The sequence below is a fragment of the Nonomuraea sediminis genome (assembly GCF_018531495.1).
In the GTDB taxonomy this organism is placed as follows: Bacteria; Actinomycetota; Actinomycetes; order Streptosporangiales; family Streptosporangiaceae; genus Nonomuraea; species Nonomuraea sediminis.
On sequence record NZ_JAHDTI010000002.1, the window covers coordinates 1,067,957 to 1,093,925 of the forward strand.

Below are 25,969 nucleotides of genomic sequence, written 5' to 3' on the forward strand. Positions count from 1 at the left end.
CTCAGCCCCCGATCCTGCGCAGCGCGCGCCCGTTGCAGTGCACGTAGCGGCTGCCGTCGGCAAGGCGCAGGAAGACCACGGCCTGCCAGTCGCCCGATCCGAGGTGCCTGGCGACGTAGACGTCGCCGGCGGAATGCACCAGCGGTCCCGTGAACCGCGTTCCTCCGAGGTTCTCGGCGGCCAGGCTGCCCAGGGTGAGCGTGAGCTCCAGTGCGTCCTCGTCCCTCTCCGCCACCTCCATGCCGACGTTGACGCTGTCGTACCTGCCGAGCCACTGCCGGGCATCGGCCGGCAGCGGCCCGCCTGAGGGGGCCGGTCCCGCCGGGGCCGTGGCTCCCGCCAGCGAGGAGAAGATCTCGGCGAACAGGGCGTCGCCCGCTCTGCCGAACTCGCCGCCGTTGGCCACGAGAGCCACGGCGAGGTCGGCGTCCGGGGCGAAGCGCATCATGCTGCCCTGCCCGACGTTGCTGCCGTCGTGACCCGCGACGGTCAGGCCGCCCCAGCCGGCGATCATCAGACCCAGCCCCCAGTGCTCGGCCAGCGAGGTGTCAGGCACGCGAACCTGCGGGGTCCGCATCATGCGCGCGCTGTCACGGCTGAGGACCCGCGTGCCGTTGATGGGCGACACGCCGTCGGCGGCCAGCATCGCGGCGAAGGCCACCACGTCCGGCGCGCTCGCCGTGAGCCCGCCTGCCGGGGTCATCGACCGCCGGTACTCCCACGCGGGCGCCGGCACCGCCGTCCCGTCGGGGCCGGGCACGTGACCGTAGGCGGCCCTGTGGCGCAGCACCTCCTCGGGCAGGCCCGCCGTGTGCTCGACACCCAGGGGGTCGAGCACGTACCGCCGCATCGCCGCCTCGAACGTACCGCCGGTGACCTGCTCGACCACCCTGCCCGCGATCGCGTAACCGCTGTTGCAGTACGACATGATCGCGCCCATGGGATGGGCCTGCCGCAGCGCGGCGCAGGATTCCACGTACCGTTCCAGGGCGTCGTCGCCGCGGCCGGTGTCCAGGAAGTGGTCCCCGTCGATGCCGGAGGTGTGGCTGAGCAGGTGCCGGAGCGTCACGGCCTTCGACACCTCCGGATCGGCGACCTGGAAGGCGGGCAGGTACGTCCGGACGGGCTCGTCGAGGGCGACGAGCCCCTCTTCCACGAGCTTGAGCACCAGGGCGGCCGTGTACGCCTTGCCCACCGAACCCAGCTGGAAGACCGAGTCGGCGGTCGTGGTCACCCCGGTCGCCAGATGGAGGACTCCCGTGGCCACCGTGAGCCCCTCCCCACGGTGACGAACGGACAGCACGGCCCCCGGCACCCCGTGCTCAGCCGTCAAGCGGTCCAGCCGGGCCTGCCAATGCTCCTGATCCATGGATGCTCCCTTCACCAGCGATGAACGCAGCCTCCACTTCCCGGCCCGGCCGCTCCTCGTGAGCCGACGAGAGAATCAGCGACAAGAGTCGTACGCGAGAACAAACCAGCCCCCTCAACAGGCACGACCCGGGTGGAGTGGTTGACGCCTACCCCATCGGGTGGTCGCCGCGTAGCCAGTCGGCCAGGGCGAGGTAGTCGGTGTCGGTGAGTCCTGTGGTGGCGTCCACGCGATGGAGGAGCGCCCGCCCCGGGTGGTGGGCGGCGACCCAGGTGTGATCGGCTGTGGTGATCTCGTCGTCGACCCAGGCGAAGTCCCGTCCCGCTGCCCGTTCGACGAGGCTGCGGGTCTTCCAGTGCATCCCTGTTCGCGCGTCCTGGTCGTCGGCGGCCGAGGGCTCACTCCAGGTCACGACCTCCAGCCGGGGCAGACCGATGCGCGGACTGACGTAGTCGTTGGCGTCGGCCATCCAGGTCGTCGCCCAGACCAGCTCGCACGGCAGCGCCATCAGCCGGGGACCGTGCGAGGGATCGAGCCTGGCCAGGAGCGGATTCGAACCGACCTCGTACGGTTCGGAACGACTGAGCTGGTGAGTCGCGTGTCGCGTCCCGCCGAACGGGATCAGTGGGCCATCGACATCCAGGAAGAGCAGGGGGAGCCGCGCCGAGCCGATCACAAATCGCACGATAACGCTCCGAAGCCGCGGCCGCTTCGCCTCCCGCTGCACCGCCAGCCCGGCCGCGGACCTCGACCTGTTCATCCAGGCCGCGGAACTCGTGGTCACCACTCAGTTCGGCTGCTGCAAGCTCCGCGTCGGCCTCGCCGACTCATGGAGCTGCTGGAGTCGCGCGGAGTAGTCGGCCCCGGCGAACACGCACGCCCTGGTCATTCGGTACGGATGTCCTGCTTGACCACGGCGGACACCTGCGTCGCCGTCATCTGGATGTTGACCGCCCGCGCGGTCCAGCCCGGGGCGCTCGTCCTGCACGACAAGACGATGGTTCCGGGCTCCGTCAGGGTGAAGGCGTGCTGCATGCTGTAGTACGCCTGCCGCGGCACGAGCACGTTGAAGATCGTGTAATGGTCCGTCTCGGGGTCGCCGGGCGGGTAGTTGGCCGCGAGCTTGCAGTTCGCCTCGTGGACGTCGTTGTCGTAGTCGTTGCGCAGCGCGAAGTACGCGGTCATCACGTAGGAGCCCGCGGGCACCGTCAGCTTGGCGATCGGTTTGAGGATGTTCTGGAACTCGGGGACGTAGTTGCTGCTCGGCGGGTTACCGCTGGTCTCGTATCCCTGGTAGACCGTGCTGACGCCCGCGGGCCCCTGGGCGTTCCAGTCGATCGGCCGTTCCGCTCGCGGCAGGCACTTCTGCCCGGCGGCTGGATCGATCACGCGCAGGTTTCCGAACGCCACGCCCGCGCACCCGTGGATCTCTCCGTCCGCGGTGTCGGCGACCGCCGAGCTCACCGTCAGGCCCAGGAGAAGGGCGGCTGTGCCTAATGTCAGGTATGCACGTCTCATGCGAAAGATCGTGCTTCCCGAGATCGGCGAGCACCTGAGTAGGCCCTACTCAATCGCGCGACCACGCCGCCGGCCGATCCGCACGCAGATCAACCGCCGGCGGGCGCGCGCCACACCTGGTTCCCAGCCCGACGGTTCCTCGGACTCGAAGTCGTTGCGCAGGCTATCGGCGAGGATGCGCTGGGCGGTCAGCCGCACGGCCCCGGTGGAACCCGTGGTGTGGCTGGGAGGCCGCGCCCCCACCGCGCGGCGCTCCCAGCCCCTGCGGTCGCCGATCCCCGAGGCCAGTTCACAAGCAACCGGCCGACCTGATTCGCACCGACATCGCCGCAGGCCGCCTCAAGCCGGGCGACCCCATCCCCTCCGAGTCCCGGTTGGTCGAGATCCACGGTCTCGGGCAGCCGGCCGTACGGCAGGCACTGTGGGTGCTGCGCGGCGGCCGGTGGGCAGCGCAAACGGGCTCGGGGAGCCGGCCGTACGGCAGGCACTGTGGGTGCTGCGCGGTGGTCGGCGGGCAGCGCGAGCCGTACCACGTGGTGTGGCGACCGCTACACGCTGGAGTACCGACAGCTGAGTTGAGAACCCTAAGGCAGGGTGAGGGGGAAGGTCGGCTCGAAGGGTTCCAGGAGTGCGTTCAGGTCGGAGATCGGCTTGATCGTCCCCTGGAGGATGGTCAGGTCGGCAGGGCTGAGGTCCTTCGGGGCGGTGCCGAGGGTCCAGGCGTTGATGCCCGCGCGCGTCATGCGGTAGACGGCGCTGGGCGGGTCGTCCCTGGTGGCCGAGGGACTGAGTTGCGTGTAGACCAGCACGCCGTTGCGCACCCGCAGGAGGATGTCGGCGTTGCCGCCCTCCACCGTCGGGTCGTCGGTGACGAAGATCTGGATGAAGGGCGGCTGCGGCAACTTGGCGGCAGCGGGACCGTCGAGCCGGATGCCCATGTAGTCGAAGACCATCTCCAGCGGCATCGCGTCGATCACGTCGTCGCTGATGATGGAATGCGCCTTCGCCTTCTTCTTCCCCTTCGGGGCAGGGACGGGCCGGTAGCGCAGCTCCTGCGCGGCCGCGAGGTAGTAGTTGCGCCAGGGACCGCTCTCGGCCTGGTAGCCGAGCTGCTCCAGGAAGGCGGCCTCCAGCAGCTTGGCGTCCTCGTGGTGCGGATCGGCGAAGACGACATGGCTGAGCATCTCGACCGCCCACCGGTAGTCCTCGACCGTTGCCTGGTTGTTCCCCCAGATGACCTCGGCCCGCTTCACCACCGTCAGCGCGCCGCCCATCGCCTCCACGTACCGGCGGGCGACCTTCTCCGGCGGAAGCGTGTGCAGGTGCGCGGCGTTGCCGTCGTACCAGCCGAGGTAGCGCTGGTAGACGGCCTTCAGGTCGTGGTTGACGGTGCCGTAGTAGCCGTGGTTGTACCACTGCTTGCTCAGGCTGTCGGGCAGCTGGAGGTCCTCGGCGATCTCGAGCATGGTGTAGCCCTTGTTGGCCAGCCGCAGCGCCTGGTCGTGCAGGAAGCGGTACATGTCCGCCTGGCTGGTGAGGAAGTCCACGATCTCGGTGCCGCTGTCGCCGGCAGGACGTGGCCAGAAGTGGCTGGCGAACAGGTACTTCGCGTCCTGCCCGAACAGGTCGATCGTGGCGCGCAGGTACTGCGACCAGACCTTGGCGTCACGCACCTGGGCGCCGCGCAGGCTGTAGAGGTTGTGCAGGGTCGGGGTGGCGTTCTCCGCCATGCACAGCGCCTGATACGCGGGGATGTAGAAGTTCATCTCGGTCGGCGCCTCGGTGCCAGGGGTGAGCTGGAAGGTGATCTCCAGCGGCCCCACGGGGATGGTCTGCCCGTCGAGGGAGGAGTCGATGGTGACGTCCGGCGTCAGCAGGCTGATGGTGCCGCCCACCGGGACCGACTTGCCCAGACCGGCGTCCACCTGGCCCTTCTCACCCCTGTGCAGGAGCGCGCCGTACATGAATTCCGCCCGCCGCGACATCGCGTTGCCGGCGTAGACGTTCTCGCTGACCGCGTGCTCGACGAACCCCTCCGGCGCGAAGATCGTCGCGTTGGCCCGCTCCTCGTCGGTGCGGAACAGGCCGCGTACACCCCCGTAGTGGTCGACGTGGGAGTGGGTGTGGATGACGGCCCCGATCCACTTCGACTGGCGGCTGCCGTAGGAGCGGTACACCTGCATCGCCGACGCGGCGGTCTCCATGGTGCCCAGCGGGTCGACCACCACGATCTCGTCGGTGCCCGGGGCTTCGAGGAAGCTGATGTTGGCCAGGTCGCCGCCGCGGATCTGGAACACGCGGTCCGGGATGACCTCGTACAGGCCGCAGTTCATGTTGAGCTGCGCGTTGCGATACAGGCTCGGGTTGACCGTCAACGGGCGGGTTTCCGGAGCCTCCAGGAAGGCGTACGGGCGCAGGCTCCAGACCGGGATGTCGCTTCCCTGCCTGTCCACCTGGTAGGTGGCGTCGAAGTCCACCTTCTGGTTCGGCTTGGCCAGAGCCCACTCGGGGTCGCTCTTCCGGTCGGGGATGGTGCGGGCGACGGCCTCGTTGAGCAGCCGGGTCAGTTCGGTCGGGGGCTGGGGGTCTCTGCCAGGTATGGCCATGATCGTGTTTCCCCTCTACGGTGACGAACTTGCGGTAGGGGTTCGATTCGCGGCGGCTGGCCTGCAGGCCTCCCCAGCATCCACCCGCCCCCACCCGCCGTCACCCCGCCAACAGCGTCCATAACCGGACACTTCCTCTAGTGCCTGTTTCATCTGCGCGGCGCCATCTTGTGGATGCGAAGCCTCCACCCCGCCCGTACGGCGGGTTTGGCGATGGGTTCCAGGAAGCGGATGCCCGGCTATTCGGTGTTGCTAGATACCGGTAGTCAGTGTTAATGTGTACTGGTAGTTAGCGTTACTGGGTAGCTGAGTGTTCCAGGCATCTACGCGCTGCTGGTCGGGATCGAGCAGCGCGGCCTTAGATCCCGCCAGAGAAGGGGCCGCCGCGCCCTGAACGCCATGGCCCGCAATGTCACCGAGGCCCTCGACGCCGCTTGATCGCAGGGATCGTCACGGTCGGCTACGCCTGGTCGCGCGGGCCCTGCACCGCCGGGACCCGTCGAAGTAACTGCACCACCCCATCAAGCCCCGCCGCGCCGATCATCGAGCCTCGCGCGGCGAACGGGCCGGCTCTGTGGCTGGAGCCGAGCCACCCATTACCGCGTCATACACCCCCATGAGGTGCAGCTATGGCCACCACGGAAGACACTCGACCGAACCGGATAGTTGAGCGGCTGCTGAGCGACCACCACTCCCTGCCGCTTTCCATCGCGCTCCACCTTGTCCCCGGAGCCCTGATCGTCGCCGTCTACCTGCTCATCACCGGGCCGCTCGTCAAAGCCATCGGCCTTCCGCCGTTCCTGGGCTGGGCGGTCGCCATGTGCCTGGCTCTGGCGCCGGTCGAGCTCGGCCTGTTGCTGTGGTTAGCCCGCCGGCGCAACGGCCGGTTCTCGCTGCGTGGAGTGGTGAGCTACCTGGACAAGCCGATCTCACGCGGGAAGCTTGTCGCCATCGTCGCCGTCCTGATCGTGCAGATGGTGGTGCTGTCGTTCGCGTTCACACCTGTGGACAACCTTGTCTACCAGTGGCTGTTCCGGTGGCTCCCGTTCGAGGGCGCTGGCAGCGTCACCGGATACTTCACCGGATACTCGCGCACTGCCGTCGTCGTCGCGCTGGCGTCGTGCATTCCGCTGACCGGACTGGCGTTCCCGATCATCGAAGAGCTCTACTTCCGCGGCTTCCTGCTGCCCCGCCTGTCCCGGCTGGGCCGGTGGGCGCCGGTGGTCAACACGGCGCTGTTCTCGCTGTACCACTTCTGGGCGCCCTGGGTGTTCCTGTCCAGGGTGGTGTTCTTCATTCCGGCCGTCTGGCTCGTCTGGCGGAAGAAGGATCTGCGGGTGTCGATCGGGATGCACCCCGGCACCACTCTGCTCATGTCGACGGGCGGCGTCATCGCCATCCTGCTGAACCTCGTACCGCTGTAGCGCCCGGACCGAAGGGCGGCGTCCACAGTGGACGCCGCCCCTTGGTCGGTCGCGTGGTGGCCGTCTGCGCGATGAACTCCTTCACGTCAGGGCTGGTCAGGCTTCTGTCCTTCCTGGTCCGTGGCCTGCGTTCCCCCCGGGGCTGCGGGTCACAGGCTGCGGGCGGTGATGTCGCCGTTGGAGGTGGTGGCGCGGATGTCGAGTTCGGTGGTGCCGTCGTTCTTCAGGGCGTTGGTGATGCGGCCGTAGCTGGTGCCGGCGTCCAGGGCCGCCGAGACACCGGCGGCGGCGACGATCGAGATGTCGCCGGACTGGGTGCTGAGCACGACCGTACCGCCCGCGGCCTCGGCGATCCGGATGTCACCCCGGGAGGTGCTGATCTCCGCGGAACCGCCCAGCCGACCGACCTCGACATCGCCGTCGACCGCGGTGAGCCGGACGCTCGCGGCCTCATCGATCTTGATCTGGCTGTAGGCGCCCTCGAAGGCGACATCGCCCAGACGGCCGACAGTCCGCAGCTCAGCACTGGCCGCCTTCGCCTCGACCCGGGAGCCGGCGGGCAACTGGACCGTCACCTCGATGGATCCGGACGGGCCGAAGTACTGGTTCTTCGCCTCGGCACTTTCGATCCGCAGGACGCCGTCGGCGTACGCGACCGTGGTCTGCTCGGCCGCCTTCACATCGCGGCTCTTGGAGGCGTTCGCGGGCAGGACCTCGACCGCGGTGTCGGCTCGGTCGGCGGCGATGAACTGAACACGTCCGGCGGGGATGTTCAGGACGGCGGAGATCGCGGCGGGGGTGTCGAACTTCTGCATCGTGTGCTCCTGTGCTGCGTTGTTTCGAGTTCGGTGTGGCCCAGTTCGCGGCCCCGAGGCCGCGATCGCTGAACCGTTCATGGCGTCTACCTTCGCCGACCGCTCTGATACCGGGCTGTCACCGCCCTGATGCCGCCGCTGACATGGCCCGGAACTCCCGAAGGTACGGCGAGCAGCACGGTAGGGCTCGGCAGCGTCATGGGTGGTGCGCACGGCGGCCAACTCCTGGTGCCGCTGACGGCGTAGTCCCGGCCAAGCACGTGAAACTGCCGAAGCGAGTGCGCCCGTTGGTGTGGACCGCCGATGGGTAGCTCCGTGACTGCAAGAAGCCCGGTCACAACTGCTACAAGCGTCCCTGCCTCAAGGACTGCCAGGGACACGCGGACAAGTGCCCGAAGCGGACGGGCGGCGGTCTGGTCTTCCGGCATCCTCAAGCAGGCAGGCGTTCGAGACGCCAGGGTTCACGACGCCCGCCACACGGCGGCAACGCTCCTCATCGAGCAGGGCGTCCACATCCGGGTTGTCCAAGAGGTCCTCGGCCACACAAGAGTGACCACTACGGAGAGGTACACACACGTCGCCAGCATGCAGATGAAGGACGCGAGCGCCCGTATGGACCAAGCCCTATGGGGCTAATTGCAACTGGAACTGCAACTTGAGCCCACGCGGAAAGATCAAAAGCCCTTCCCCGTACACACAGGGAAGGGCTTTCATCTGCGGAGGATCGGGGATTTGAACCCCGGATGGGCTTAAGACCCAAACCGCATTAGCAGTGCGGCGCCATAGACCTGACTAGGCGAATCCTCCTGGTAGCCACGTGGCTCAGGACAGCGTACCGGCCTTCTGGCGACGCGGCAAAGCGGTTGTCCCGTGCGTCGCGACAGAGGGTTATCCACACCCTGTGGGTAACCCTCTGTGGACGAAGGGTCAGGCGCGGTTGGCCTCGCCCTCGATCTCGACCTTGATCTTCTTGCCCACGAGGACGCCGCCGGTCTCGAGAGCCTGGTTCCAGGTCAGCCCGAACTCCTCGCGGTCGAACTCGGTGGTGATGCCGAAGCCCCAGACGTCCTGGCCCCACGGGTTGGTGCCGGCGCCGCCGTACTCGACCGTGAGCTCGATCTCCTTGGTGACGTCGCGGACGGTGAGGTTGCCGAGGACGGTGAACTCGTCGCCGGAGTGGCTCACGACGCGGGTGCTCTTGAAGGTGATCTCCGGGAACTTCTCGGCGGCCAGGAAGTCGTCGCTCCGCAGGTGTCCGTCGCGGTCCGGGGCGCCGGTGGTGATGCTGCCGGTGTTGATCGTGAGCTCGGCGGACGACTCCAGCGGGTTCTCCGCGATCGTCACGGAACCGGCGAACTTGTCAAAGCGGCCGCGGACCTTGCTCACCATCATGTGCTTGACGACGAAGCCGATCTGGGTGTGGTTCACGTCGAGGTTGTACGTGCCGGCGGCCGGGATCGTCAGGCCTTCCCAGGTGCGAGTGCTCATCGTTGGTTCTCCCTCAGGGTGGGTACTTGCTGTGCGGATGTTTGCGACAACAAATGTCTACACGAGGAATATTCCGCGCGTCAACTAACGTCCGATAGACTATGAACGTGATCCCCTTTGACGACCGCCGGCTGACGGCGATGGGCCTGCTGAGCGAGGTGAATGCCGGTCTGGCCGCCAGGATGAGCCCGGTGTTCAGCGCGGCCGGGTTGTCCGAGATCGATTTCGAAACGCTGATCAGGCTGGCCCGTTCTCCCAGGCAGAGCCTGCGCATGACCGACTTGTCGGCCCAGACCGGGCTGTCGACCAGTGGTGTGACGAGGGTCGTCGACCGGCTCGAGCGTGAGGGTCTGGTCGCGCGGATCGCCTGTGCGACAGACCGGCGCGCCTCCTACGCCACCCTGACCGACGAGGGGCGGTCGCGCCTGGAGAAGGTGCTGCCGCTGCATCTGGAAGACATCGACGAGTGCTTCACCGGCCTGCTCGGCGAGGAGGAGCTCGAGGCGTTCCTGGCCACGCTCCGCAAGATCCGCGACGTGGTCCGCCCGTGCGCGACGGCCGGTGCCGAGACCCCGGGCCGCACCCTCACTGCTGAGGGGGGATCCCCAGCTCGCAGCGGAGCTTCGCCATCGCCCGCGACACCGTACTCTTGACCGTCCCCAGGCTGATGCCGAGCGTCTTGGCGATCTCCGGCTCGCTCATGTCCTCGTAGTACCGCAGCACGATCGCGGCGCGCATCCGTTCGGGCAGCCCCGCGAGCGCCTGGTCGAGCCGCTCATGGAGATCGCCGCACTGCTCGGCCCCGCACGCCTGCTCAGGCAGCTCGTCGGAGGGATACTCCGCCACCTTCCGCCGCCGCCACTGCGAGATGTTGATGTTGACCATGGCCCGCCGGACATATCCATCCAGTGCCGCCCGATCCTGGATGCGGTCCCACGCCAGATATGTCTTGGTCAGTGCGTTCTGAAGCAGATCCTCCGCATCCGACGGGTGTCCGGTCAGCTGGTGCGCCGTGCGCAGCAGAGCGGCTCCACGAGACCTGACGTACTCGCGGAACTCCTCTTCCCAGCCGGCAGTCTGCATCGTGGCCAGAATCGCAGCCCCAGGCCCCGATGTAGCTGAACCGCAATTCAGGATTCGGCCTCGCCGCGATAAAGGTAGGTCAAGGTCGGTGGCGGTTTCTACGACGAGGAGTGTCAACTCCTTCCCCGGAGGATGCGTATTTTGCTCTCTTTCGGGATGTACGGCATGAGCCGCGCCGGAAGCCGTGTGAGTCTGGTAACGCGTAGAAGGAGGGGCATATGGGGTATCCGAGCGTGGAGCGCCGCCGGGTGCTCGCAGCCGCGGCACTGGGACGCGAGACCGGCACCCCGGGCCCCGATCCCGAAGGCGGCGACCCGCTGCACGCGGTCACCGGCGAGATCCTCGACATCAGCCCCCACCTCGTGATCGTGGAGACTCCGGACGGCACCGAGGAGCGGCTGGTCATCGCCCCCTGGGCCAAGGCGTGGAACGGCCGTGACGCGGCGCCCGCCGACCTCGCCGTCGGATCCATGGTGATCATGCGCGCGCTCCGCGAGGGCCGGGTCGTCGAGCAGATCTGGGCCGACACGACCCGCATCACCGGCACGATCCTGTCCATCGAGGGCCGCAGGGACCTGACGGTCGAGCTCGACTGCGGCCCCCACCGCGGCCACCGGACGGTCGTGATCCCCTACCGAGCCACCGGCCGCATCCGGGTCCGCCACCCGCAGTTCGAACCCGGCTACCTCTTCGACGCGATCGGCGTCCGCCAGGACGGCGGCTGCCTGGCACTGCTGCCCGCCACCTCGCAACCGCCCTATCCCACGCGCGCCGTGCCCAGCCCGCCGCCCGCCTACGCCGGCCTCCAGCCACGCGTCTCGGGCACCGCCACCTGGTCGGACTCCTTCGACGAGGAGGAGCGCGGTGCCGCCTATCCGATGGTGGAGCGTTCCGACGCAGGGTGCCCGGACGCTGAGGTCTCCTGCGCCGGCCTGCCGTACCTGGCGATCGGGTCGTTGCTGCAGGTGCGCAACACCTGCACGGACCGGGCGGCCAACGTGCCGGTGGTGGCGTGCGGGTGCATGGCGGGGCGGTTCTGCGACCGATGCGTCGAATGCGGCACCTCGCCGCGCGGGCGGATCGTCGAGCTGTCGCCCACGGTCTACGTGGAGTTGGGGGGCGACCTCCTCAAAGGGTGTTTCAATGCTCAGATCGGATTGGGGTGACGCGTGTGCTTGAGTCGCAGCTGCCGGTTCTGATCGTGCTGCTCCTGATGGGTACGGTGGCCAAGGTGGCGACCGTCCGATCGGGAGCCGAGCCAGGAGCGCTGGCCAGGCTGGGGCCGGCCGTCCTGGTGCCGGGACGCCTGCAGGCCCCGGCGCTGGTGTGCTGCGCCGTGGGCGAGGTCGTGCTCGCGGCCGGGCTGCTGCTCACCACGCATCCGTTCTTCCGCTGGGGTACGGTCGCCTTCTTCTCGCTGTCCACCTACGTGCTGCTCGAGCTGCGCCGGCGGCGCCCCGACGCGGGCTGCGGCTGTTTCGGCGAGGTGAGCTCGGCGCCCGTGGGCCTGCGCTCGATCGGCAGGACCGTGGTGCTGACGGGCATGGCCGCGATGTCGGTCTGGTCCGCGGTGCCGGGCTGGATGGTCTTCGTCCACCCGCCGTGGGCGATGATCGCGGCCGGGGTGGTCGCGCTCGCCGTACTGTCGCCTGAGCTCGAGGAGCTGGTGGATCGGGCTCGCTACCGGGCGCCGTGCGAGCAGCGGCCCGCTCCGGCGGAGGGCGTCACGCTGTCGCGGCTGCGTGCCAGCAGCACCTGGCGGGTGCACGCCGGCGACCTCGTCTCGGCCGAGCCGTACGACAGCTGGCGTGAGCTGTGCTGGCGGTTCTTCGTCTTCCAGAGCCGCGACAAGGCGGACGTCGTTTTCGCCGTCTACCTCAGCGGACGCCGGCCGGCGGTCAGGGTGGCAGTGGTCAGCCCGGAGTCTCTGCCGGAATATACGCCAGTATCGGCCTGACGCTAGACAGCCGTAGATTTCCCTCGACGGGCATGATGATTTGACTCTATTGGGCTATCTAGCTTCCCCACTAGACAGCCCAATAGAGGACTAGGGGTGCCGGTCTAGATCGGTTGGGCACGCAGGAACCTCCCGAAATGCGGCACGGTGAACGCGATCAGGCCGCGTTCGGCGCTGTAGATGAGACCCTTCTTGATCAGGCTGTCGCGGGCCGGCGACAGGCTGGACGGCTTGCGGCCCAAGGCGTCGGCGACCTCGGCGGTCGCCACCGGCTCGTCGCCGATCTGGGCCATGGCGTGCATGTAGTCGCGCTCGGCCGGGGTGGCGCGCTCGTAACGGCTGCCGAAGAAGCCGACCGCCAGCTCCTGCTCGGCTTCCGGAGCCGAGACCTTGACGTCGTCGACGGTGATCGGGCTGCGCGGCGCCAGATCCCAGGCGACCTTGCCGTAGGCCTGCACGAAGTACGGATAGCCGTCGGCCGCCTCGTAGAGGGCGTCGAGGGCATCCTGGGTGAACTCCACCTCTTCCTCGCGCGCCGGGAGCAGCAGCGCCAGGTCGGCCGCCTCCCGGTCGAGCTTGTCGATGCGCGCGTAGCGGAACAGGCGCTCGGAATAGCTCTTGCTGGCCGACAGCACGCTCGGCAGATGCGGCAGCCCGGCGCCCACCACGATCAGCGGCCCGCCCGACTGGGACAACTCGTGGCAGGCGGCACACAGCGCCGAGACGTCGCCGGCCTGCACGTCCTGCATCTCGTCGATGAACAGCGCGATGCCGACGCCCAGGTCGGTGGCCACGCTCGACGCGTCGACGAACAACTCGGTCAGGTCGATCTCCAGGTCGCCGGAGTCGGCGCGGCCCCGGCTGGCCGGGACCTCGATGCCCGGCGACCAGTGGGAGGTGCCCTTGGCAGCCGCGGGGTCGCGCATGGCGAATGCCTTCAGCACGCCGAGGAACTCCTCGATGCGCTCGGGGGCGCGGTGGCGGGGGGCCAGCTCGCGGATGGCCATGTGCAGGGCGGCCGCGACGGGACGCCGGATCGACTGGTCGGGGCGGGCCTCGATCTTGCCGGTGCCCCACAGCCGCTGCATGGCCATGGACTTGAAGGTGTTGAGGAGCACGGTCTTGCCGACGCCGCGCAGGCCGGTGACGACCATGCTTCGCTCGGGGCGGCCGCGGGCCACCCGCTCGAGTACGACTTCGAACTGCTGCAGCTCACGATCGCGTCCGGCGAGCTCCGGCGGACGCTGGCCGGCTCCGGGGGCGTAAGGGTTGCGCACAGGGTCCACGCTCTCGGACTTTATTGCGGGGTATAGCGGGCGTCGTAGATTTGGGAAGAAACACCTACGGCGTGTCCGAGTCAGCATGACACCCCCTCCCACCTGGCCGAACCTCTGTTCGAGTCGATACCCAGAATAGTAGCGCCGACTCGAACACGTGCGCGATGGTTTCGAGTAAAGATCTTTGCAACAGAACGAGCGGCCCGTGCGTCCCGGAGATGTGGAGTTCGAGGATTTCGTCCGCGCCAGAGGTTCGGCCCTGCTCAGGTACGGCTATGTGCTCACCGGCAACCCCGATGACGCCGCCGACCTGGTCCAGGAGGCCCTGCTCAGGCTGAGCGACACCTGGCGCCGCGTACGCAACAAGGACAATCCCGAGGCGTACGTGCGCACGATCATGGCCAGGCAGCACATCAGCTGGTGGCGCAGGCGGCGCAGGGAGCACCTCACGGACGACGTCCCCGAAGGCTCCTACCTCGACAGCCATGTCTCCGGAGAGCTGTGGAACGCGTTACGCACCCTGCCGCGCAGGCAGCGGGCGGTGCTCGTGCTGCGCTACTACGAGGACCTGTCGGATCAGGAGATCGCCGAGATCCTCGGCGTCTCACGGGGAACGGTACGCAGCCAGGCTTTCCGCGCGCTCGCCACGCTGCGGGTCAAGCCTGCGGTGCTCGAAAGGGGACGGGCATGAGGACTGAGGAAGAACTGGCCGACGCGATGCGGGCGGCCGCCGGCCGTGCGCCGGACACCGACCTGCTCGCGGGCGTCGCCCGGCGCCGCCACCGGCGCTCGAGGCGACGGGCACAGGCTCTCACGGTCGTCTCCGTCGTCGCGGTGGTGGGGGTGAGTACGGCTGTCGCCAGGGGCGTTCTCTCCACCGGGGGCGGGAACGACACGGCGGCGGCCCCCACGGCCCCGGCTTCGGTGGCCGACTCCACACCGACCGACGATCCCAGTGAGATCACCTTCACTTCGGAGAAGATGGAATCCCAGCCGATCGAGAAGCTCTGGCCGCAGGCGATCTTCACCATGCCCGCCAAGAGTGCCGACGGCTGGCGCTACCGCCCCATCACCGGGCTCAGCGCCACCGAGGTGCTGCTCGCCGCCGAGTCGTCGTTCGAGAAGATCGGCAGGATGGAGATCTACGACACGGCCACGGGCCAGTTCCGGGTGCTGACCGATGTCCCGACCACGCCGGGGCTGAAGGAGTACTACCCGCAGGACCCCGACCTCGACAACCAGAACGTCGCCTGGTACGCCAACGCCAAGAAGCCCGACGGCACGCCGGTGGTCGAGTTCTGGAAGCTGCCCAGGTCGGGTGGCACCCCCGAGCGCTTCGGCACCTTGGAGGGCACGCAGGCCAAGGACCTCAGGGCTTTCGCGATCGACGGCGACCGGGTCGTGTGGTCCCGCGGCGAGCAGGGCGGCGTCTACTCGATGTCTCTGGCGGGCGGCCTGCCCTCTCCTGTCGCGGGAGGCGAGGGCCTGTTCATCATCGACTGGCCATGGGCGGGCGACATCCCGGCCTATGGCAAGGGCGCGGAACGCAACCAGACCAAGGTGGTGAACGTCAAGACCGGCGAGGTCCGCCAGGTGCACCAGCCGGAAGGCATTTCCAATCTGCGGTGCGGCGCCGTGTGGTGCTTCGGGCTGAAGAAGGACAGCAGCGACTCGATCATCCAGCACGTCGACGGCAGTAACACCGGCTCGCTGCCCAGCACATCCCCCGACGGTTACCCGATCCTGGACCGCTTCCTCAACACCGGGGATGCGGTGTACGACCTGGAGACCAACACGATGGCGACCTACAAGAGGCCCGGCGACTGGTTCGGCGTGGGCACATCCTGGGAGCCCAGCACGACCCTGTACTGGGGGGCCACCAAGGGGGAAAAGCCGGACGAGTACCGGATGATTAACTTGGCAGCCGTCCCGCCAGCGCAATAGCGTTCCGACCCATGCGGACCTTCGCGAACGTTCAGGAACTCAAGGCGGCCGTCGGCGAGAAGTTCGGCCCGACCGAGTGGCGCACCGTCACCCAGGAGCAGGTCAACCTCTTCGCCGACGCCACCGACGACCACCAGTGGATCCACGTCGACGTGGAGCGGGCCAAGGAAGGGCCCTTCGGCGGCCCGATCGCCCATGGTTACCTGAGCCTGGCGCTGCTCCCGTCGTTCATGATGGAGCTGATCAAGGTCGAGGGCATCGTGATGGGCGTCAACTACGGCCTGAACAAGGTCCGCTTCCCCCGCCCCGTGCCGGTCGGCGCGCGGATCAGGGCCACCGGCGAGCTGACCGACGTCAAGGGCACGCCCGCCGGCTACCTGTCCAACCTCAAGATGACCATCGAGGTCGAGGGGGAGAAGCGCGCGGCCTGCATCGCGGAAACCCTCAGCCTCTACGTCCCGGCCAGCGAGTAGACGATCGCGCCGGCCGCGACCAGCGCCAGCAACCCCAGGTAGGCGAGCACCAGCCGGGTGTCCCTGAGCAGGCACTTGCTCCGGGTCAGCCCGGCCCGGCGCGCCTTCCAGTACCCCGCGAAGCCCAGCGCCGCGAACCCCAGCACCGCCCACGGCCCGAGCAGCCACGCCAGTGCCGCCACCGTGGCGTAGACGCACAGCCGCAGCGGATCCTTCACGAGATCACCTCCAGCGGCAGCGGTACCCGTGGCTGCGAGGCCGTCGCCGACAGCCGCTGGGCCGACAGCTGCGGCCAGGCCTGCACCGCGCAGAACGGCGCGCACTGGTCCTGCGCCGACCGCGTCCCCACATGCACGCAGCACTGCGTGAGCCGCTCCTCGATCATCGTCGAGATGTCCATGAACGGCTTGACCGTGATGCGCACCACCCGCTCGCCCAGCATCCTGCGCAGCTTCGCGCGCCTGCCCGGCAGCGCCGACGAGGCCAGCGCGAGCAGGGTCGACACGCCGAGGTCGCAGTTCTCGCAGATGTCGCGCCACAGGTCGCCGATCTGCGGGTGCGACAGCGACGACTGCTCCGACAGCAGCCCGAGCAGCGACTCCTGTACGGCGAGCCGCACCTGCTTGGGCAGCTCCGTGTCGGCGATCCGGTTGGAGACGAGCCCCAGGTTCGCCTTCAGCCGGTCGTGGCCGATCAGCGCCACCAGCGAACGCCACGCGCCGGAGTCGTCGCGGATCATGTAACCCACCGAGCAGCAGTGCGGATGCGAGCACGGCAGCGCGGTCAGGTCGCGCCAGGTCACCAGACCGCCGGTCTGCGGGCCGAGCCGCCCGAGCACGCCCGTGTGGGTGAGCCGGTCCACCGGGTCGATGGGCGCCGACCTGCCCGAGCCGAACTGCGGCTGCAGCGACACCCCGCCCACGAACGGCGTCTCCAGCGCCAGCCGTACCACCTCGCCGATCTCGCCGTCGTTGACGCCCAGCGCGGCGGTCATCACCAGCGTCGTGAAGATCTCCCGCCCCGACAGCCGGCGTACGGCTTCCGCCTTGAGCCGGCGCAGGTCGCCGCCGCGGTGATGGCGGGAGGCTTCGGCCGAGGAGCCGTCGTACTGCAGGTAGACCTCGACCCGCTCGCGGTGCTCGGTGAGCAGGTCGAGCAGGGCGTCGTCGCGGGCGATGAGGACGCCGTTGGTGTTGATCAGGACGCGCGTGATCGGGCGCCTGGCGAGCTCGGCCAGCAGGTCCTTCAGCTCGGGGTGCAGGGTGGGCTCGCCGCCGCTGAGCATCAGGACGTCGAGCTTGCCGTTCTCCCTGGCCAGGCGCTGGTCGACGTTGGCCAGGACCTCCTCGACCGGGACCACGCCCGCCAGGTCGGGGGAGCTGTCGGCGAAGCAGGTGGGACAGCGCAGGTTGCACGCCTCGGCGATGTCCTCGAGCAGGATGCACGTGTGCTGGGTCTGCATCTCGGGCAGGCCGTCGAGGTAGGCCGCCGGTACCGGCCGGAAGTTGCCGGAGACGTCGGGGACGTGCTGCTTGGTGGGAGCGGTCCATTCCTCCAGATAGGCGAGGATCTCCGGGTCCTCGTCGTACAGCGTGCGGACCAGGCCGTGGCGCCGGCAGCCGCGCTCCAGCCACACCCGGCCCTCGCGCTCGGCCAGATAGCCGCTCAGCCGCTCGACCTGCTCCAGGTCCTGACCGTGGCAGTGCGGGCAGAAGGCGTTGACGTATCTGAGGATGCGGTCGCCCCGCAGTCCCATTCCCGTGCTCATGCCATGACCCTTCGGTTGAGGAGGGGATCGTAGTAGCCGCGGCGGTAGCCGTACCTGAGCCTGAGCGCGAGCAGGGCCAGGCCGGGGATGAGGAACCACTGCGGGCGGGTCAGGTCGAGCCAGACCGTCTCGTTGGCCCTGGTGAACTCGACCAGGAAGCGGAAGGCGGCGTAGGCCGCGAGATAGAGGGTGAACAGCTCGCCCGGCTGGGTGAGCCTGCCGCGCGCCCAGAGCAGGGCGGCGAAGACGGCCAGCTGAAAGATGATCTCGTAGATGAACGAGGGGTGCATGGCCTGCCCGGTCAGGCATCCGGGGCATTCCGGCGTGGTCGGCGGGGCGTGCACCCCCCAGGGCAGGCTCGTGGGGCGGCCCGGCGCCTCGGTCAGGTGGCAGCCGATCCGGCCGATCGCCATGCCGAGCGCCACCGCGGGCGCGAACAGGTCGCCGGTCTTCTCCCGGTAGCCGATGAACCTCTTGGCCACGAGCACGCCGACGTAGGCGCCGGTCAGGCCGCCCAGGATGCTGCGGGAGCCGTACAGCCACAGGTCGGACAGGTTGAGCGTCTCGAGCCAGCCGGACAGGCGCATGCCGATGGCGCCACCGACCAGGGCGCCGGCCACGGCCACGAGCGACTGCTCGTTGAGCGCGCCCCTGCGGCGGGCCTCGAGGAAGAACATCACCGAGGCGGCGAGCACGCCCAGCCCGACGAAGATCTCGTGGAGTGGCATGTCAGCGGTAGAACTCCGGGTTGAGGCCGGTGCAGATGCCGGCCGACAGGATGGACCACAGCGCCCAGCCGATCATGAGCCCGAGGCCCAGGCCAGTGGCCCACGGCTTGCGGACGAAGAGCAGGCCGATCCCTGTGCCCAGGCCGATGAGAGCCAGCACCCCGGCGATCACTCCGGCGAAGACGGGGTTGGACCTGCCCTCGTTGAACGAGCCGAAGAAGAGGAGGAAGCCGAGGATGACATTGACGACGCTGTAGATGGCGAAGCCGGCGAAGGCCAGCCCGACGATGACGCCGGTGTTGCCGCCGCTGGGCGGTCCGGGGGGTGGGGGATGGTTCGGCGGTGTGGTCATGAGCGCTCCCTGGTCAGCCGCTTTCTGAGTAGAAGATCGCCGCTTGGACCCTGCTCTTCAAGCCCAGCTTGCCGAGGACCCTGCTGACGTGCGTCTTCGTGGTGGCCTCCGCCATGTCGAGCTCGCCGGCGATCTCGGCGTTGGACAGGCCCCTGGCGATGCACGCCAGCACCTCCTGCTCGCGGGCGGTCAGCACGGACAGGTCGCGCGTGCTCGGCTCGCGGGCGGGCTGGGCGGCGAAGGCGGAGATCAGCTTGCGGGTCACGCCCGGCGAGATCATCCCGTCACCCCTGGCCACCAGGCGTACGGCGCCGACCAGCCCGTCGGCATCGGTGTTCTTCAGCAGGAACCCGGCCGCCCCCGCGCGCAGCGCGCCGAAGACGTACTCGTCGATGTCGAACGTGGTCAGGATGAGCACGTCGGTCACCCCGGCCAGCTCGCGGGTGGCCGAGATGCCGTCGAGCCTGGGCATCCTGATGTCCATGACCACGACGTCGGGCCGCAGCTCGCGGGCCATCGCGACCGCCTGCTCCCCGTCGGCCGCCTCACCGACCACCTCCAGATCCGCCGCCCCGTCGAGGATCAGCACGATCCCCGCCCGCACCGCCGCGTGATCGTCGGCGACCAGCACCTTGATCGTCACGCCACCTCCTCCTCGACCGGCGCGGGCAGCGTGACCTCGACCCGCCACTCCTGATGATCGTGGCCCATCGGACTTCCGCCCACCTCCGTGTGCCTACTCATCTTCCTTTGGGTATTCAGACCCGCTCCGAACGTCTCGCTTGCGGTATTCAGACCCGCTCCGAACGTGCCGCCCACCAGCGCCGCGCGTTCTTCCATGCCGACCAGCCCCGCCTCCGAGCCGGGAAGCCGGGCCTGACCGTCGCTGACCGCGTTGTCCACTGTTAACGTGACGTGCTCCGGCTGGTAGGCGATGCGGACCTTCGCGGGCGGGTCGCCGTGTTTGAGGGCGTTCGTCAGGGCCTCCTGCAGGATGCGGTAGCCCGCCAGGTCGACAGAAGCAGGCAGGTCCCTGGGTACGCCGTCGACCCGCAGCTCCACCTCCATGCCCGCCTGCCTGGAACGCTCGACCAGGCCTTCCGCGTCGGCCAGCCGCAGCCGGGTGGCCTCGGGCTCCTCGCCCTCCTGGCGCAACAGGCCGATCATGGAACGCATCTCGGCCATGCCCTTCAGGCTGTTCTCCCGGACGGACTCCATGATCTTGCGGATCGTCGCCGCATCGAGGTCCTCGCGCGAGAGCGCCGCCGTGGACTGGATCGCGATGGCGCTGAAATGGTTGGCGATCATGTCGTGCAGCTCGCGGGCCATCCGGGTGCGTTCGGCCGAGATCGCCGCCTGCCGGTCGAGCTCGGCCAGGTGCGCCACCTGCTCGGCCCTGGCCCGCTCGGTCTCCGCCTGGTCGCGCTGCTGCCGCAGCACCAGCGCCGTCGTCACGGGCGTGACCAGCACCAGGCCCGCCTGGATGCTGATCACGGCCACCACCCGGAGGTCCTTGAGGACGAACCCGCCCACCGCTCCACCGAGCACTGCCAGCACCGAGGTGATCCCCAGGAGCCAGCGTGACAGCCTGGCCGGGCCGTACAGCGCGGCGGCGTAGAGGTTGTCGGTGAACACCAACACCGTGGCCAGCGACGGGCCGACGACGATGTCGAGCCCGATGCCCGCCGTACCCAGTGCCAGGGATGCGATCGGATGGCTCCGCCGCACGAGCACGCCCGCGCACGTCAGCGCCAGCGGCGGGACCAGCAGCCAGGCCGAGACGCCGCGCGGGACGGAGGCCCCGCCCCAGATCAGGAGCAGGCCAAGGGCGAAGGCCAGAGCCGCCCACGGCGCCGCGCTTTTCATGGCCCCATCCCACCATCGCCGCGGGGTGCTCGCGTCCATCGCGGGGTCGCCTGTGGATACACACTTCGATGTATCCACAGGCTCGTATCAGGTGAGGATGTGGCACACCCCCTTGCTTCTGGACAATTGACGCATGATTTTCGCGGTCATCATCGGTTGCGAGGTCGGCTTCTGGGTGCTGCTCCTCCTCGGCCTCGCCAGCCGCTACCTCTGGCGGCGCCGCCGGCTCAGCACCGCGCTGCTGCTCGCCGTACCCCTGCTGGACGTGATCCTCCTGGTGGCGGCCGTCATCGACATGCGCGGCGGCGCCGTCGCCGACGTCCGCCACGGCCTGGCCGCCGCGTACCTCGCCTACTCCATCGTTTTCGGTCACCGTACGATCCGCTGGGCAGATGCCAAATTCCACCACCGCTTCGCCGGCGGCCCGCCACCCTGGAAGCCCCCCTCCGGCGGCATGGTCCGCGCCCGGTACGAATGGGGCATCTGGCTACGCATCGTCCTCGCCTACGGCATCGCCTGCGCCCTCCTGCTCGGCCTGGTCTGGCTCGTCGACGACCCCTCCAGGACGGGGGCACTGGTGGACTTCATGTACGGCATGCTCAAGGTGCCCGTGATCGCCCTCCTGTGGCCGATCAGCTACACCCTCTGGCCCAAGAAGCCCCGTCCGGAGAGCACCTGAGCGGATAAGTGGTTCGAGGCACTGGGCGGGAGCCGCTATGCTTACTTAAGCACCGAGCGGCCGTAGCTCAATGGATAGAGCATCTGACTACGGATCAGAAGGTTACGGGTTCGACTCCTGTCGGCCGCGCTCCAGCTCAAAGGCCCTCTGGGATCATCCCGGAGGGCCTTTTTCGTGGCCGTACAGCAGCGTTGTACAGCAACGCGACCCTACACAGACGGTCTCCTACGACATCAGAAGGAAGCCGGCCACCTTGCTCAGGCACCACCGAGGCCCTCTCGCAGGCGGTGAACCCAGTCCGCAGGGAAGACCTGCTCGAGTCGATCCCTGCTGATCTCCAGCATCCCTTCTTTCGCCAAGGGGAGAAGGGCGCCGTCTTGGACGGCCTTGTGATCCTCGGGTGCCGGGCAGATCAGGACGGCGAGGATCCGGCATGTCCGTTGAAGTTCCTTGTCGATGCCAGGAACGGAGATCATGCTCTTGATGGGCTCCCATGCTGTCCGTACGGCAAGACCTACCAGTGCTTCGAGGAGTGGGCTGCGACGCTCGGCCTTGCGGGACTGCATGATGACCGTCGTCACGTACTCCGGTATTTGGTCCAGGGCTTTCGAAAATTTCTCGATGGCCTCCGCCAAGGCGACAAGGAGATCGCACCAGAAGTGATTGGTGAGTCGTCTTCTGGCCTCTCGTGGCTTGCTGCCGCCGAACCTCTTATCGAGCTCCTGGATTACAGGGCCAGCTAGGACGTCTCCGACTTCCTGGATGCGTTCGATAGCGCCGGGGTTTTCGGATAGCCAGTCAACGAGATCGACTGTGGCACTATCGGTGGCAGCTGCTTTTCTCCGCTTGGATGGCTCTCGTCGTCCTCTGGGAGGTTGGGTTGCGGCCCAGTCGGTTTCGGTTCTCGTTGATCGGGCTGGGGCGATCGACGCCGAGGCCCTCCTTCGTCGGGCCCCGGCACCGGATGGCCAGGGCTGGTGTGACAGCAGCATCACAGCAACATCCACACGTAGCGACACATCCGCGCCACCGTACACGCGCGGGTGAGCGGCGGGGCGAGTCACGCGGCTCATGAGGCGGCGCGCTTCGAGGACGACTACTCGGACGAGGGCGCCTGAGCGTTGCTGGTGGGCCAGTCCGGATCGGTGACCGAGTTGTTCAAGTACAACGGGTTTCACGGCACTATTCCGTTCCACTGGAACACCATTCATGCGCTGGCTTGCCTGCGCACCGTCTCCCTGGTCGAGCAGAACAGGGCACATAAGACCCCACAGCGCCGTACTGTTCTGGAACGCAGCAAGATTCCACCTCGATTCCAGCTTCTGCGAGGAGCAACGATGAAGGACTTCGATCCTCTGACAGTTCCAGACGACATCGCTAGCCCCATGATGAAGTACGTAGAGAACCAAGATCTGCAACGAGGCGATTGGCAATCTCCCCGAGCAGGTGAGATGCCTGCCCCTCCCTGGCCCGATCAGGACAACCCGACGCTTCGCTTCCTGCTGTGGAAAGCCGACCAACGAGTCAGGAACGGGATGCCGCCCTCTCAAGTGATGTTGGATCTGGCGGTTCACGCCTGGTTTGAGGGCGGAATCGAAGGCTACGACCGCGGCCAGCGAGATGCCCGCAAACCTCGATCTGTCGGTTGATGTTCGGGGCGTTCGATCGCTACAACAGCGGGCCCGCGGCTCACTGGGGTCTCACGTCCTCGTTAGGCATTCGAGTCGAGCGGTGTGCTGTACAGCAGCCGATACAGCAACGCCCGTGCACACTGCCTGATCGCGTCAGCCCACGCCATACAACTGACCAGCGGTGAAGCGGTGTGAGCAGGTTCTTGCCCCTCCCTTGTAAACAGAAGGTCAGGGGTTCGATTCCCCTCGTTGGCTCTGCAGCTGAAAGGCCCTTTCCAGTGAGCAGGAGAGGGCCTTTTCCGGCTCACCCCAGCCTGACGTGAAGACGTAGGTGTCCTTGCCCTGGCGACCTGTTGGAACACTTCTCGCACAGCCTCGAACCCTAGGCGCTGGCGGGCTTGAGTGATCGCGCCGCGGGTCAGTGCCTCCCAGCATGCTCGTCGGCTTCTCCGCAACCTCCTCATAGTCATCGTCGGGGTACAGGCACAGCGCGATCAGCAGGTAGACGACCACATACGCGGGAGCTTACGTACACGCCGCTCCCGACATCCATGCGCGGCGATGGCCGCGTTCAGGACCTGGCGGGGGATCAACGACGTCAACGCGCCGACCGCGATCAGATCCGTCATTCGTCCCGCACTGCTCCCGGTCCCGACATGATCACCAGGCGAAGCCACCAGCAAGATCACTATCTAACGGCATTGGACGCCGGGGCCGTGCCGGACGTAACCGTCGATGGCGCGAGGAAGACGCGGCGGTTGGCGCAAGCGTGTTCTCGGTCGGTACCTACGGAAGCGATCCGTATCGATGCGCATGAATTGACGGGCGAGGAAACCCGGCGGGGCGATAATCTCAGGTATTTCTCAGTAAAATATCCCCGCGAATTTCAGGGCACAGCAAAACCTAGCATTCTACGGTTCCTGGAGATTGACGCCGGGGATACCGCGAAGGTGGGACATAATTGACTATGCATCTATCTCCGGTGATATGAGTGGCAACATTGCACATCCAGTGGTTTTGCGTTGCTTCGGTCAGTTCAGGAAAACGCTCTGGATCGGGTTTCAGCGCATCGGCGCAGTCGAATTCCGGCGACGGTCGGCGCTGGTGAACGTGCCGGAGCGGTCTGTCACCTTCCTTCAAACTTGATCAGGAGGAGGATCATGTACCCGGCGCAGAAGACCAACCTGGACCACCGATTGGCCGCCGACCTCGCCTGGCATCCCGCCGGCTCCACAAAACAGGCCGGTGCCCAGGCGCCCGCGACGGCGCAGACGCCACTCCGCCACCACCGGCGACTACCGGCCGACCCATCCGGACTTCAGGGCACCGGAGTTCACCCACTGGGGCAACGTCACCCCATTGCTGCTCCATACCGGCCACCAGTTCTGTGGGTAGCCCGGCGTGCTATCTCGCAATGTCGATGCCGATTCGCGCTGAATGGATCGGCACTCCAGCCATCGAGAGGGATATGAGTATGAGTCACGATATTCATCCCCGCATACCGCGCCTACCGGCCCTGATCGGCATACTTGCTCTGATCGACGTACTTGGTCTGGTCACCGCTTGCGGCGGCTCGCCGCACCGCGGCCCGGCGTCCGCCGGGATCACCCCGGGCGCCGGCCAGAACCTGCCCGGCATGCCCGGCGGCACCGGCTCGGCATCTGCCATCCCGGGGATGCCCAACACGGCCACAGCCGCACCCACAGGCAGCGCGCCGGCCACGGCGGTGGGCCCGAACTCCGTGGCGATCAAGAATTTCGCCTTCCAGCCCGCTGCGCTGACCGTCAAGGCAGGCACTACGGTGACCTGGACCAACCAGGACCCTGAACCGCACACTGTGACGAGCCAGGGCCAGGGTCCGCTCCACTCCACCGCACTGGCGTCCGGTGCCCGCTACCCCTACAAGTTCACCACGCCGGGCACCTACAAGTACCAGTGCAGCATCCACCCGTTCATGACCGCCACTGTGACGGTGACCCAGTGACCGGCCCTATCGATCCACGTGGAGCCGAGCCGACGCCGGAACACGGGATGACTCGCCGCCAACTGCTGCGCCACACCAGCTGGTTCGGCGCCGCCGTGGTCTTGACGGTGGCCGACGGCAAAGTGATCAGCAGCATCGCAGACAGCCAGGACAGCGCCGCCGCACAGGCCGCCGCCGCCCCTGGCGCGCTGCGGTTCGTGCAGATTTCCGACAGCCACATCGGCTTCACCGGCGCCGCCAACACCGACGTGACCCAAACGTTCACCGAAGCTCTCAATCAGGTCAACAGCCTGGGCTTCCAGCCCGACTTCGTCATGCACAGTGGCGACCTCACCCACCTGTCCACCCCGGGCCAGTTCGACCAGGTAAAACAGATGTTGACCGGCCTGCGTACCGGTCGCGTCTTCACGGTGCCCGGGGAACACGACTCGATCGGCGACGCCGGACATGCGTACCGGCAGCGATTCGCCGCAGACACCCTCGGCGACGGCTGGTACAGCTTCGACACCCATGGTGTCCACTTCATCGCTCTGGTCAACACCCTGCACATGGAGCGTCTCGGGCACCTTGGCCCCGACCAGATCGACTTCGTCCGCAAAGACGTCGCTGGTCTATCGGCTGACACTCCCATCGTGGTGTTCAGCCATATCCCGCTGTTCGCCATGTACCCGGCCTGGGGCTGGGGCACCGATGACGCCATCAAGGTCCTAAGCATGCTACGCCGCTTCTCCTCTGTGACCTGCCTGAACGGCCACGTGCACCAGCTGTTCACCAAGACCGAAGGCAACGTCACCTTTCACAGCGCCACCACCACCGCCTACCCACTGCCCAAACCGGGCATCGGACCGGGACCCATCCCGCAGGTGGTACCAGCCGGCCGCCTCAAGGACGCACTGGGCATCCGTACTGTCACCTACCGTAAGGGCGTAGGCGGCCTGGCCGTCACCGACCACAAGCTGACATGAAGGCGTCCGCCGCCATCGCGCCCCGCCTGAGCAGGGCCGCCG

General features: G+C 67.7%; 29 protein-coding genes, 2 tRNA genes and 1 pseudogene. 14 read left to right on the forward strand and 18 right to left on the reverse strand.

Features of this window, described 5'->3' with window-relative positions:
• Position 1: 1 nt before the first annotated feature.
• The 4 genes from KIK09_RS13175 to KIK09_RS57630 form a co-directional block, all read right to left on the reverse strand.
• Positions 2 to 1,369 (reverse strand): serine hydrolase domain-containing protein, encoded by a 1,368-nt coding sequence (locus KIK09_RS13175; protein WP_214319390.1) that lies wholly within the window; start codon positions 1,367 to 1,369, stop codon positions 2 to 4.
• Positions 1,370 to 1,517: 148 nt separating this feature from the next.
• Complete coding sequence (locus KIK09_RS13180; protein WP_308164064.1) at positions 1,518 to 2,054, reverse strand: HAD domain-containing protein; 537 nt, start codon at positions 2,052 to 2,054, stop codon at positions 1,518 to 1,520.
• Positions 2,055 to 2,254: 200 nt separating this feature from the next.
• On the reverse strand, positions 2,255 to 2,887 hold the full coding sequence (locus tag KIK09_RS13185) for a hypothetical protein (protein WP_214319392.1): 633 nt from the start codon (positions 2,885 to 2,887) through the stop codon (positions 2,255 to 2,257).
• Positions 2,888 to 2,932: 45 nt separating this feature from the next.
• Positions 2,933 to 3,085, reverse strand: a complete 153-nt coding sequence (locus KIK09_RS57630; RefSeq protein ID WP_250572917.1) for a hypothetical protein — start codon at positions 3,083 to 3,085, stop codon at positions 2,933 to 2,935.
• 113 nt (positions 3,086 to 3,198) lie between these two features.
• On the opposite strand from KIK09_RS57630, the pseudogene KIK09_RS60570 reads away from it, so the two are divergent.
• Positions 3,199 to 3,306, forward strand: a pseudogene (locus KIK09_RS60570) (GntR family transcriptional regulator); the annotation flags it as partial.
• Between the two features lie 165 nt (positions 3,307 to 3,471).
• Here KIK09_RS60570 and KIK09_RS13195 read toward each other — a convergent pair.
• Positions 3,472 to 5,493: an alkyl/aryl-sulfatase gene (locus tag KIK09_RS13195; protein WP_214319393.1), complete on the reverse strand. Its 2,022-nt coding sequence runs from the start codon at positions 5,491 to 5,493 to the stop codon at positions 3,472 to 3,474.
• A 629-nt stretch (positions 5,494 to 6,122) separates the two neighbouring features.
• Between KIK09_RS13195 and KIK09_RS13200 the strand changes: the two genes are divergently transcribed.
• Entirely contained in the window at positions 6,123 to 6,917 is a 795-nt protein-coding gene (locus KIK09_RS13200; RefSeq protein ID WP_214319394.1) for a CPBP family intramembrane glutamic endopeptidase, read from the forward strand.
• A 149-nt stretch (positions 6,918 to 7,066) separates the two neighbouring features.
• Here KIK09_RS13200 and KIK09_RS13205 read toward each other — a convergent pair whose 3' ends face one another.
• Positions 7,067 to 7,732, reverse strand: coding sequence for a DUF4097 family beta strand repeat-containing protein (locus KIK09_RS13205; protein ID WP_214319395.1), 666 nt, complete (start codon positions 7,730 to 7,732; stop codon positions 7,067 to 7,069).
• Between the two features lie 303 nt (positions 7,733 to 8,035).
• Between KIK09_RS13205 and KIK09_RS60575 the strand changes: the two genes are divergently transcribed.
• Positions 8,036 to 8,368, forward strand: coding sequence for a tyrosine-type recombinase/integrase (locus tag KIK09_RS60575; RefSeq protein WP_214319396.1), 333 nt, complete (start codon positions 8,036 to 8,038; stop codon positions 8,366 to 8,368).
• Between the two features lie 81 nt (positions 8,369 to 8,449).
• On the opposite strand, the gene KIK09_RS13215 is transcribed toward KIK09_RS60575, so the two are convergent.
• Both KIK09_RS13215 and KIK09_RS13220 read right to left on the reverse strand, forming a co-directional pair.
• Positions 8,450 to 8,539 (reverse strand) — tRNA-Ser (locus tag KIK09_RS13215).
• 120 nt (positions 8,540 to 8,659) lie between these two features.
• Positions 8,660 to 9,220, reverse strand: a complete 561-nt coding sequence (locus KIK09_RS13220) for a YceI family protein (protein ID WP_214319397.1) — start codon at positions 9,218 to 9,220, stop codon at positions 8,660 to 8,662.
• 101 nt (positions 9,221 to 9,321) lie between these two features.
• Between KIK09_RS13220 and KIK09_RS13225 the strand changes: the two genes are divergently transcribed.
• The gene (locus KIK09_RS13225; protein WP_214319398.1) at positions 9,322 to 9,873 is read left to right on the forward strand and encodes a MarR family winged helix-turn-helix transcriptional regulator; all 552 of its coding nucleotides are present in this window, start codon (positions 9,322 to 9,324) and stop codon (positions 9,871 to 9,873) included.
• Here KIK09_RS13225 and KIK09_RS13230 read toward each other — a convergent pair.
• Entirely contained in the window at positions 9,806 to 10,303 is a 498-nt protein-coding gene (locus KIK09_RS13230; protein WP_214319399.1) for a SigE family RNA polymerase sigma factor, read from the reverse strand. The two genes, KIK09_RS13225 and KIK09_RS13230, sit on opposite strands and share 68 nt — an antisense overlap.
• Before the next feature lie 218 nt (positions 10,304 to 10,521).
• On the opposite strand from KIK09_RS13230, the gene KIK09_RS13235 reads away from it, so the two are divergent.
• On the forward strand, positions 10,522 to 11,469 hold the full coding sequence (locus KIK09_RS13235; RefSeq protein ID WP_214319400.1) for a hypothetical protein: 948 nt from the start codon (positions 10,522 to 10,524) through the stop codon (positions 11,467 to 11,469).
• A 5-nt stretch (positions 11,470 to 11,474) separates the two neighbouring features.
• Positions 11,475 to 12,260, forward strand: coding sequence for a MauE/DoxX family redox-associated membrane protein (locus KIK09_RS13240; protein ID WP_308164066.1), 786 nt, complete (start codon positions 11,475 to 11,477; stop codon positions 12,258 to 12,260).
• Positions 12,261 to 12,364: 104 nt separating this feature from the next.
• Here the strand turns inward: KIK09_RS13240 and KIK09_RS13245 are convergent, their stop codons facing one another.
• Positions 12,365 to 13,546 carry an ATP-binding protein gene (locus KIK09_RS13245; protein WP_214319402.1) on the reverse strand — a complete coding sequence of 394 codons (1,182 nt, stop codon included), beginning with the start codon at positions 13,544 to 13,546 and terminating at the stop codon, positions 12,365 to 12,367.
• A gap of 196 nt (positions 13,547 to 13,742) precedes the next feature.
• Here KIK09_RS13245 and KIK09_RS13250 point away from each other — a divergent pair, with 196 nt between their 5' ends.
• Genes KIK09_RS13250 through KIK09_RS13260 form a run of 3 tightly spaced genes read left to right on the forward strand, consistent with a single transcriptional unit; the run spans position 13,743 to position 15,954 of the window.
• On the forward strand, positions 13,743 to 14,228 hold the full coding sequence (locus tag KIK09_RS13250) for a SigE family RNA polymerase sigma factor (protein WP_308164067.1): 486 nt from the start codon (positions 13,743 to 13,745) through the stop codon (positions 14,226 to 14,228).
• On the forward strand, positions 14,225 to 15,481 hold the full coding sequence (locus tag KIK09_RS13255) for a TolB-like translocation protein (protein WP_214319404.1): 1,257 nt from the start codon (positions 14,225 to 14,227) through the stop codon (positions 15,479 to 15,481). The genes KIK09_RS13250 and KIK09_RS13255 overlap by 4 nt, the downstream gene beginning before the upstream one ends.
• An 11-nt stretch (positions 15,482 to 15,492) precedes the next feature.
• Positions 15,493 to 15,954, forward strand: coding sequence for a MaoC family dehydratase (locus tag KIK09_RS13260; protein ID WP_214319405.1), 462 nt, complete (start codon positions 15,493 to 15,495; stop codon positions 15,952 to 15,954).
• Here the strand turns inward: KIK09_RS13260 and KIK09_RS13265 are convergent.
• The 6 genes from KIK09_RS13265 to KIK09_RS13290 are packed head-to-tail and all read right to left on the reverse strand — an operon-like array spanning position 15,933 to position 20,668.
• Positions 15,933 to 16,172 carry a hypothetical protein gene (locus KIK09_RS13265; protein ID WP_214319406.1) on the reverse strand — a complete coding sequence of 80 codons (240 nt, stop codon included), beginning with the start codon at positions 16,170 to 16,172 and terminating at the stop codon, positions 15,933 to 15,935. The two genes, KIK09_RS13260 and KIK09_RS13265, sit on opposite strands and share 22 nt — an antisense overlap.
• Complete coding sequence (locus KIK09_RS13270; protein WP_250572918.1) at positions 16,169 to 17,722, reverse strand: radical SAM protein; 1,554 nt, start codon at positions 17,720 to 17,722, stop codon at positions 16,169 to 16,171. Before KIK09_RS13270 ends, KIK09_RS13265 begins: the two co-directional genes overlap by 4 nt.
• Positions 17,719 to 18,450: a prolipoprotein diacylglyceryl transferase gene (locus tag KIK09_RS13275; protein WP_214319407.1), complete on the reverse strand. Its 732-nt coding sequence runs from the start codon at positions 18,448 to 18,450 to the stop codon at positions 17,719 to 17,721. Before KIK09_RS13275 ends, KIK09_RS13270 begins: the two co-directional genes overlap by 4 nt.
• A gap of 1 nt (position 18,451) precedes the next feature.
• Complete coding sequence (locus KIK09_RS13280) at positions 18,452 to 18,802, reverse strand: hypothetical protein (RefSeq protein WP_214319408.1); 351 nt, start codon at positions 18,800 to 18,802, stop codon at positions 18,452 to 18,454.
• Between the two features lie 13 nt (positions 18,803 to 18,815).
• Complete coding sequence (locus KIK09_RS13285) at positions 18,816 to 19,445, reverse strand: response regulator (protein ID WP_214319409.1); 630 nt, start codon at positions 19,443 to 19,445, stop codon at positions 18,816 to 18,818.
• Positions 19,442 to 20,668 carry a sensor histidine kinase gene (locus tag KIK09_RS13290; protein ID WP_214319410.1) on the reverse strand — a complete coding sequence of 409 codons (1,227 nt, stop codon included), beginning with the start codon at positions 20,666 to 20,668 and terminating at the stop codon, positions 19,442 to 19,444. The genes KIK09_RS13285 and KIK09_RS13290 overlap by 4 nt, the downstream gene beginning before the upstream one ends.
• Before the next feature lie 133 nt (positions 20,669 to 20,801).
• Here KIK09_RS13290 and KIK09_RS13295 point away from each other — a divergent pair, with 133 nt between their 5' ends.
• Together KIK09_RS13295 and KIK09_RS13300 are read left to right on the forward strand one after the other, a co-directional pair.
• On the forward strand, positions 20,802 to 21,347 hold the full coding sequence (locus tag KIK09_RS13295) for a hypothetical protein (RefSeq protein WP_214319411.1): 546 nt from the start codon (positions 20,802 to 20,804) through the stop codon (positions 21,345 to 21,347).
• A 56-nt stretch (positions 21,348 to 21,403) separates the two neighbouring features.
• Positions 21,404 to 21,476: transfer RNA gene (locus tag KIK09_RS13300), tRNA-Arg, on the forward strand.
• Between the two features lie 128 nt (positions 21,477 to 21,604).
• Here the strand turns inward: KIK09_RS13300 and KIK09_RS13305 are convergent.
• Positions 21,605 to 21,982, reverse strand: coding sequence for a hypothetical protein (locus tag KIK09_RS13305; RefSeq protein WP_214319412.1), 378 nt, complete (start codon positions 21,980 to 21,982; stop codon positions 21,605 to 21,607).
• A gap of 510 nt (positions 21,983 to 22,492) precedes the next feature.
• On the opposite strand from KIK09_RS13305, the gene KIK09_RS13310 reads away from it, so the two are divergent.
• On the forward strand, positions 22,493 to 22,996 hold the full coding sequence (locus KIK09_RS13310; RefSeq protein ID WP_214319413.1) for a hypothetical protein: 504 nt from the start codon (positions 22,493 to 22,495) through the stop codon (positions 22,994 to 22,996).
• Between the two features lie 62 nt (positions 22,997 to 23,058).
• On the opposite strand, the gene KIK09_RS60580 is transcribed toward KIK09_RS13310, so the two are convergent.
• A complete protein-coding gene (locus tag KIK09_RS60580; RefSeq protein WP_372455653.1) occupies positions 23,059 to 23,448 on the reverse strand; it encodes a transposase domain-containing protein in 390 nt (129 codons plus the stop codon).
• Positions 23,449 to 24,392: 944 nt separating this feature from the next.
• Between KIK09_RS60580 and KIK09_RS13325 the strand changes: the two genes are divergently transcribed.
• Positions 24,393 to 24,962, forward strand: coding sequence for a cupredoxin domain-containing protein (locus KIK09_RS13325; protein ID WP_214319416.1), 570 nt, complete (start codon positions 24,393 to 24,395; stop codon positions 24,960 to 24,962).
• The gene (locus KIK09_RS13330) at positions 24,959 to 25,927 is read left to right on the forward strand and encodes a metallophosphoesterase family protein (protein WP_214319417.1); all 969 of its coding nucleotides are present in this window, start codon (positions 24,959 to 24,961) and stop codon (positions 25,925 to 25,927) included. The genes KIK09_RS13325 and KIK09_RS13330 overlap by 4 nt, the downstream gene beginning before the upstream one ends.
• The last annotated feature ends 42 nt before the right edge of the window (positions 25,928 to 25,969 follow it).

Excerpts from the sequence above, each read along its gene's own strand:
- KIK09_RS13175 (WP_214319390.1), bottom strand. The coding sequence starts at position 1,369 with ATGGATCAGGAGCATTGGCAGGCCCGGCTGGACCGCTTGACGGCTGAG.
- KIK09_RS13185 (WP_214319392.1), bottom strand. The coding sequence starts at position 2,887 with ATGAGACGTGCATACCTGACATTAGGCACAGCCGCCCTTCTCCTGGGC.
- KIK09_RS13195 (WP_214319393.1), bottom strand. The coding sequence starts at position 5,493 with ATGGCCATACCTGGCAGAGACCCCCAGCCCCCGACCGAACTGACCCGG.
- KIK09_RS13200 (WP_214319394.1), top strand. The coding sequence starts at position 6,123 with ATGGCCACCACGGAAGACACTCGACCGAACCGGATAGTTGAGCGGCTG.
- KIK09_RS13205 (WP_214319395.1), bottom strand. The coding sequence starts at position 7,732 with ATGCAGAAGTTCGACACCCCCGCCGCGATCTCCGCCGTCCTGAACATC.
- KIK09_RS60575 (WP_214319396.1), top strand. The coding sequence starts at position 8,036 with ATGGGTAGCTCCGTGACTGCAAGAAGCCCGGTCACAACTGCTACAAGC.
- KIK09_RS13220 (WP_214319397.1), bottom strand. The coding sequence starts at position 9,220 with ATGAGCACTCGCACCTGGGAAGGCCTGACGATCCCGGCCGCCGGCACG.
- KIK09_RS13225 (WP_214319398.1), top strand. The coding sequence starts at position 9,322 with ATGAACGTGATCCCCTTTGACGACCGCCGGCTGACGGCGATGGGCCTG.
- KIK09_RS13230 (WP_214319399.1), bottom strand. The coding sequence starts at position 10,303 with ATGCAGACTGCCGGCTGGGAAGAGGAGTTCCGCGAGTACGTCAGGTCT.
- KIK09_RS13235 (WP_214319400.1), top strand. The coding sequence starts at position 10,522 with ATGGGGTATCCGAGCGTGGAGCGCCGCCGGGTGCTCGCAGCCGCGGCA.
- KIK09_RS13255 (WP_214319404.1), top strand. The coding sequence starts at position 14,225 with ATGAGGACTGAGGAAGAACTGGCCGACGCGATGCGGGCGGCCGCCGGC.
- KIK09_RS13260 (WP_214319405.1), top strand. The coding sequence starts at position 15,493 with ATGCGGACCTTCGCGAACGTTCAGGAACTCAAGGCGGCCGTCGGCGAG.
- KIK09_RS13270 (WP_250572918.1), bottom strand. The coding sequence starts at position 17,722 with ATGAGCACGGGAATGGGACTGCGGGGCGACCGCATCCTCAGATACGTC.
- KIK09_RS13275 (WP_214319407.1), bottom strand. The coding sequence starts at position 18,450 with ATGCCACTCCACGAGATCTTCGTCGGGCTGGGCGTGCTCGCCGCCTCG.
- KIK09_RS13280 (WP_214319408.1), bottom strand. The coding sequence starts at position 18,802 with ATGACCACACCGCCGAACCATCCCCCACCCCCCGGACCGCCCAGCGGC.
- KIK09_RS13290 (WP_214319410.1), bottom strand. The coding sequence starts at position 20,668 with ATGAAAAGCGCGGCGCCGTGGGCGGCTCTGGCCTTCGCCCTTGGCCTG.
- KIK09_RS13295 (WP_214319411.1), top strand. The coding sequence starts at position 20,802 with ATGATTTTCGCGGTCATCATCGGTTGCGAGGTCGGCTTCTGGGTGCTG.
- KIK09_RS60580 (WP_372455653.1), bottom strand. The coding sequence starts at position 23,448 with ATGACTATGAGGAGGTTGCGGAGAAGCCGACGAGCATGCTGGGAGGCA.
- KIK09_RS13325 (WP_214319416.1), top strand. The coding sequence starts at position 24,393 with ATGTCGATGCCGATTCGCGCTGAATGGATCGGCACTCCAGCCATCGAG.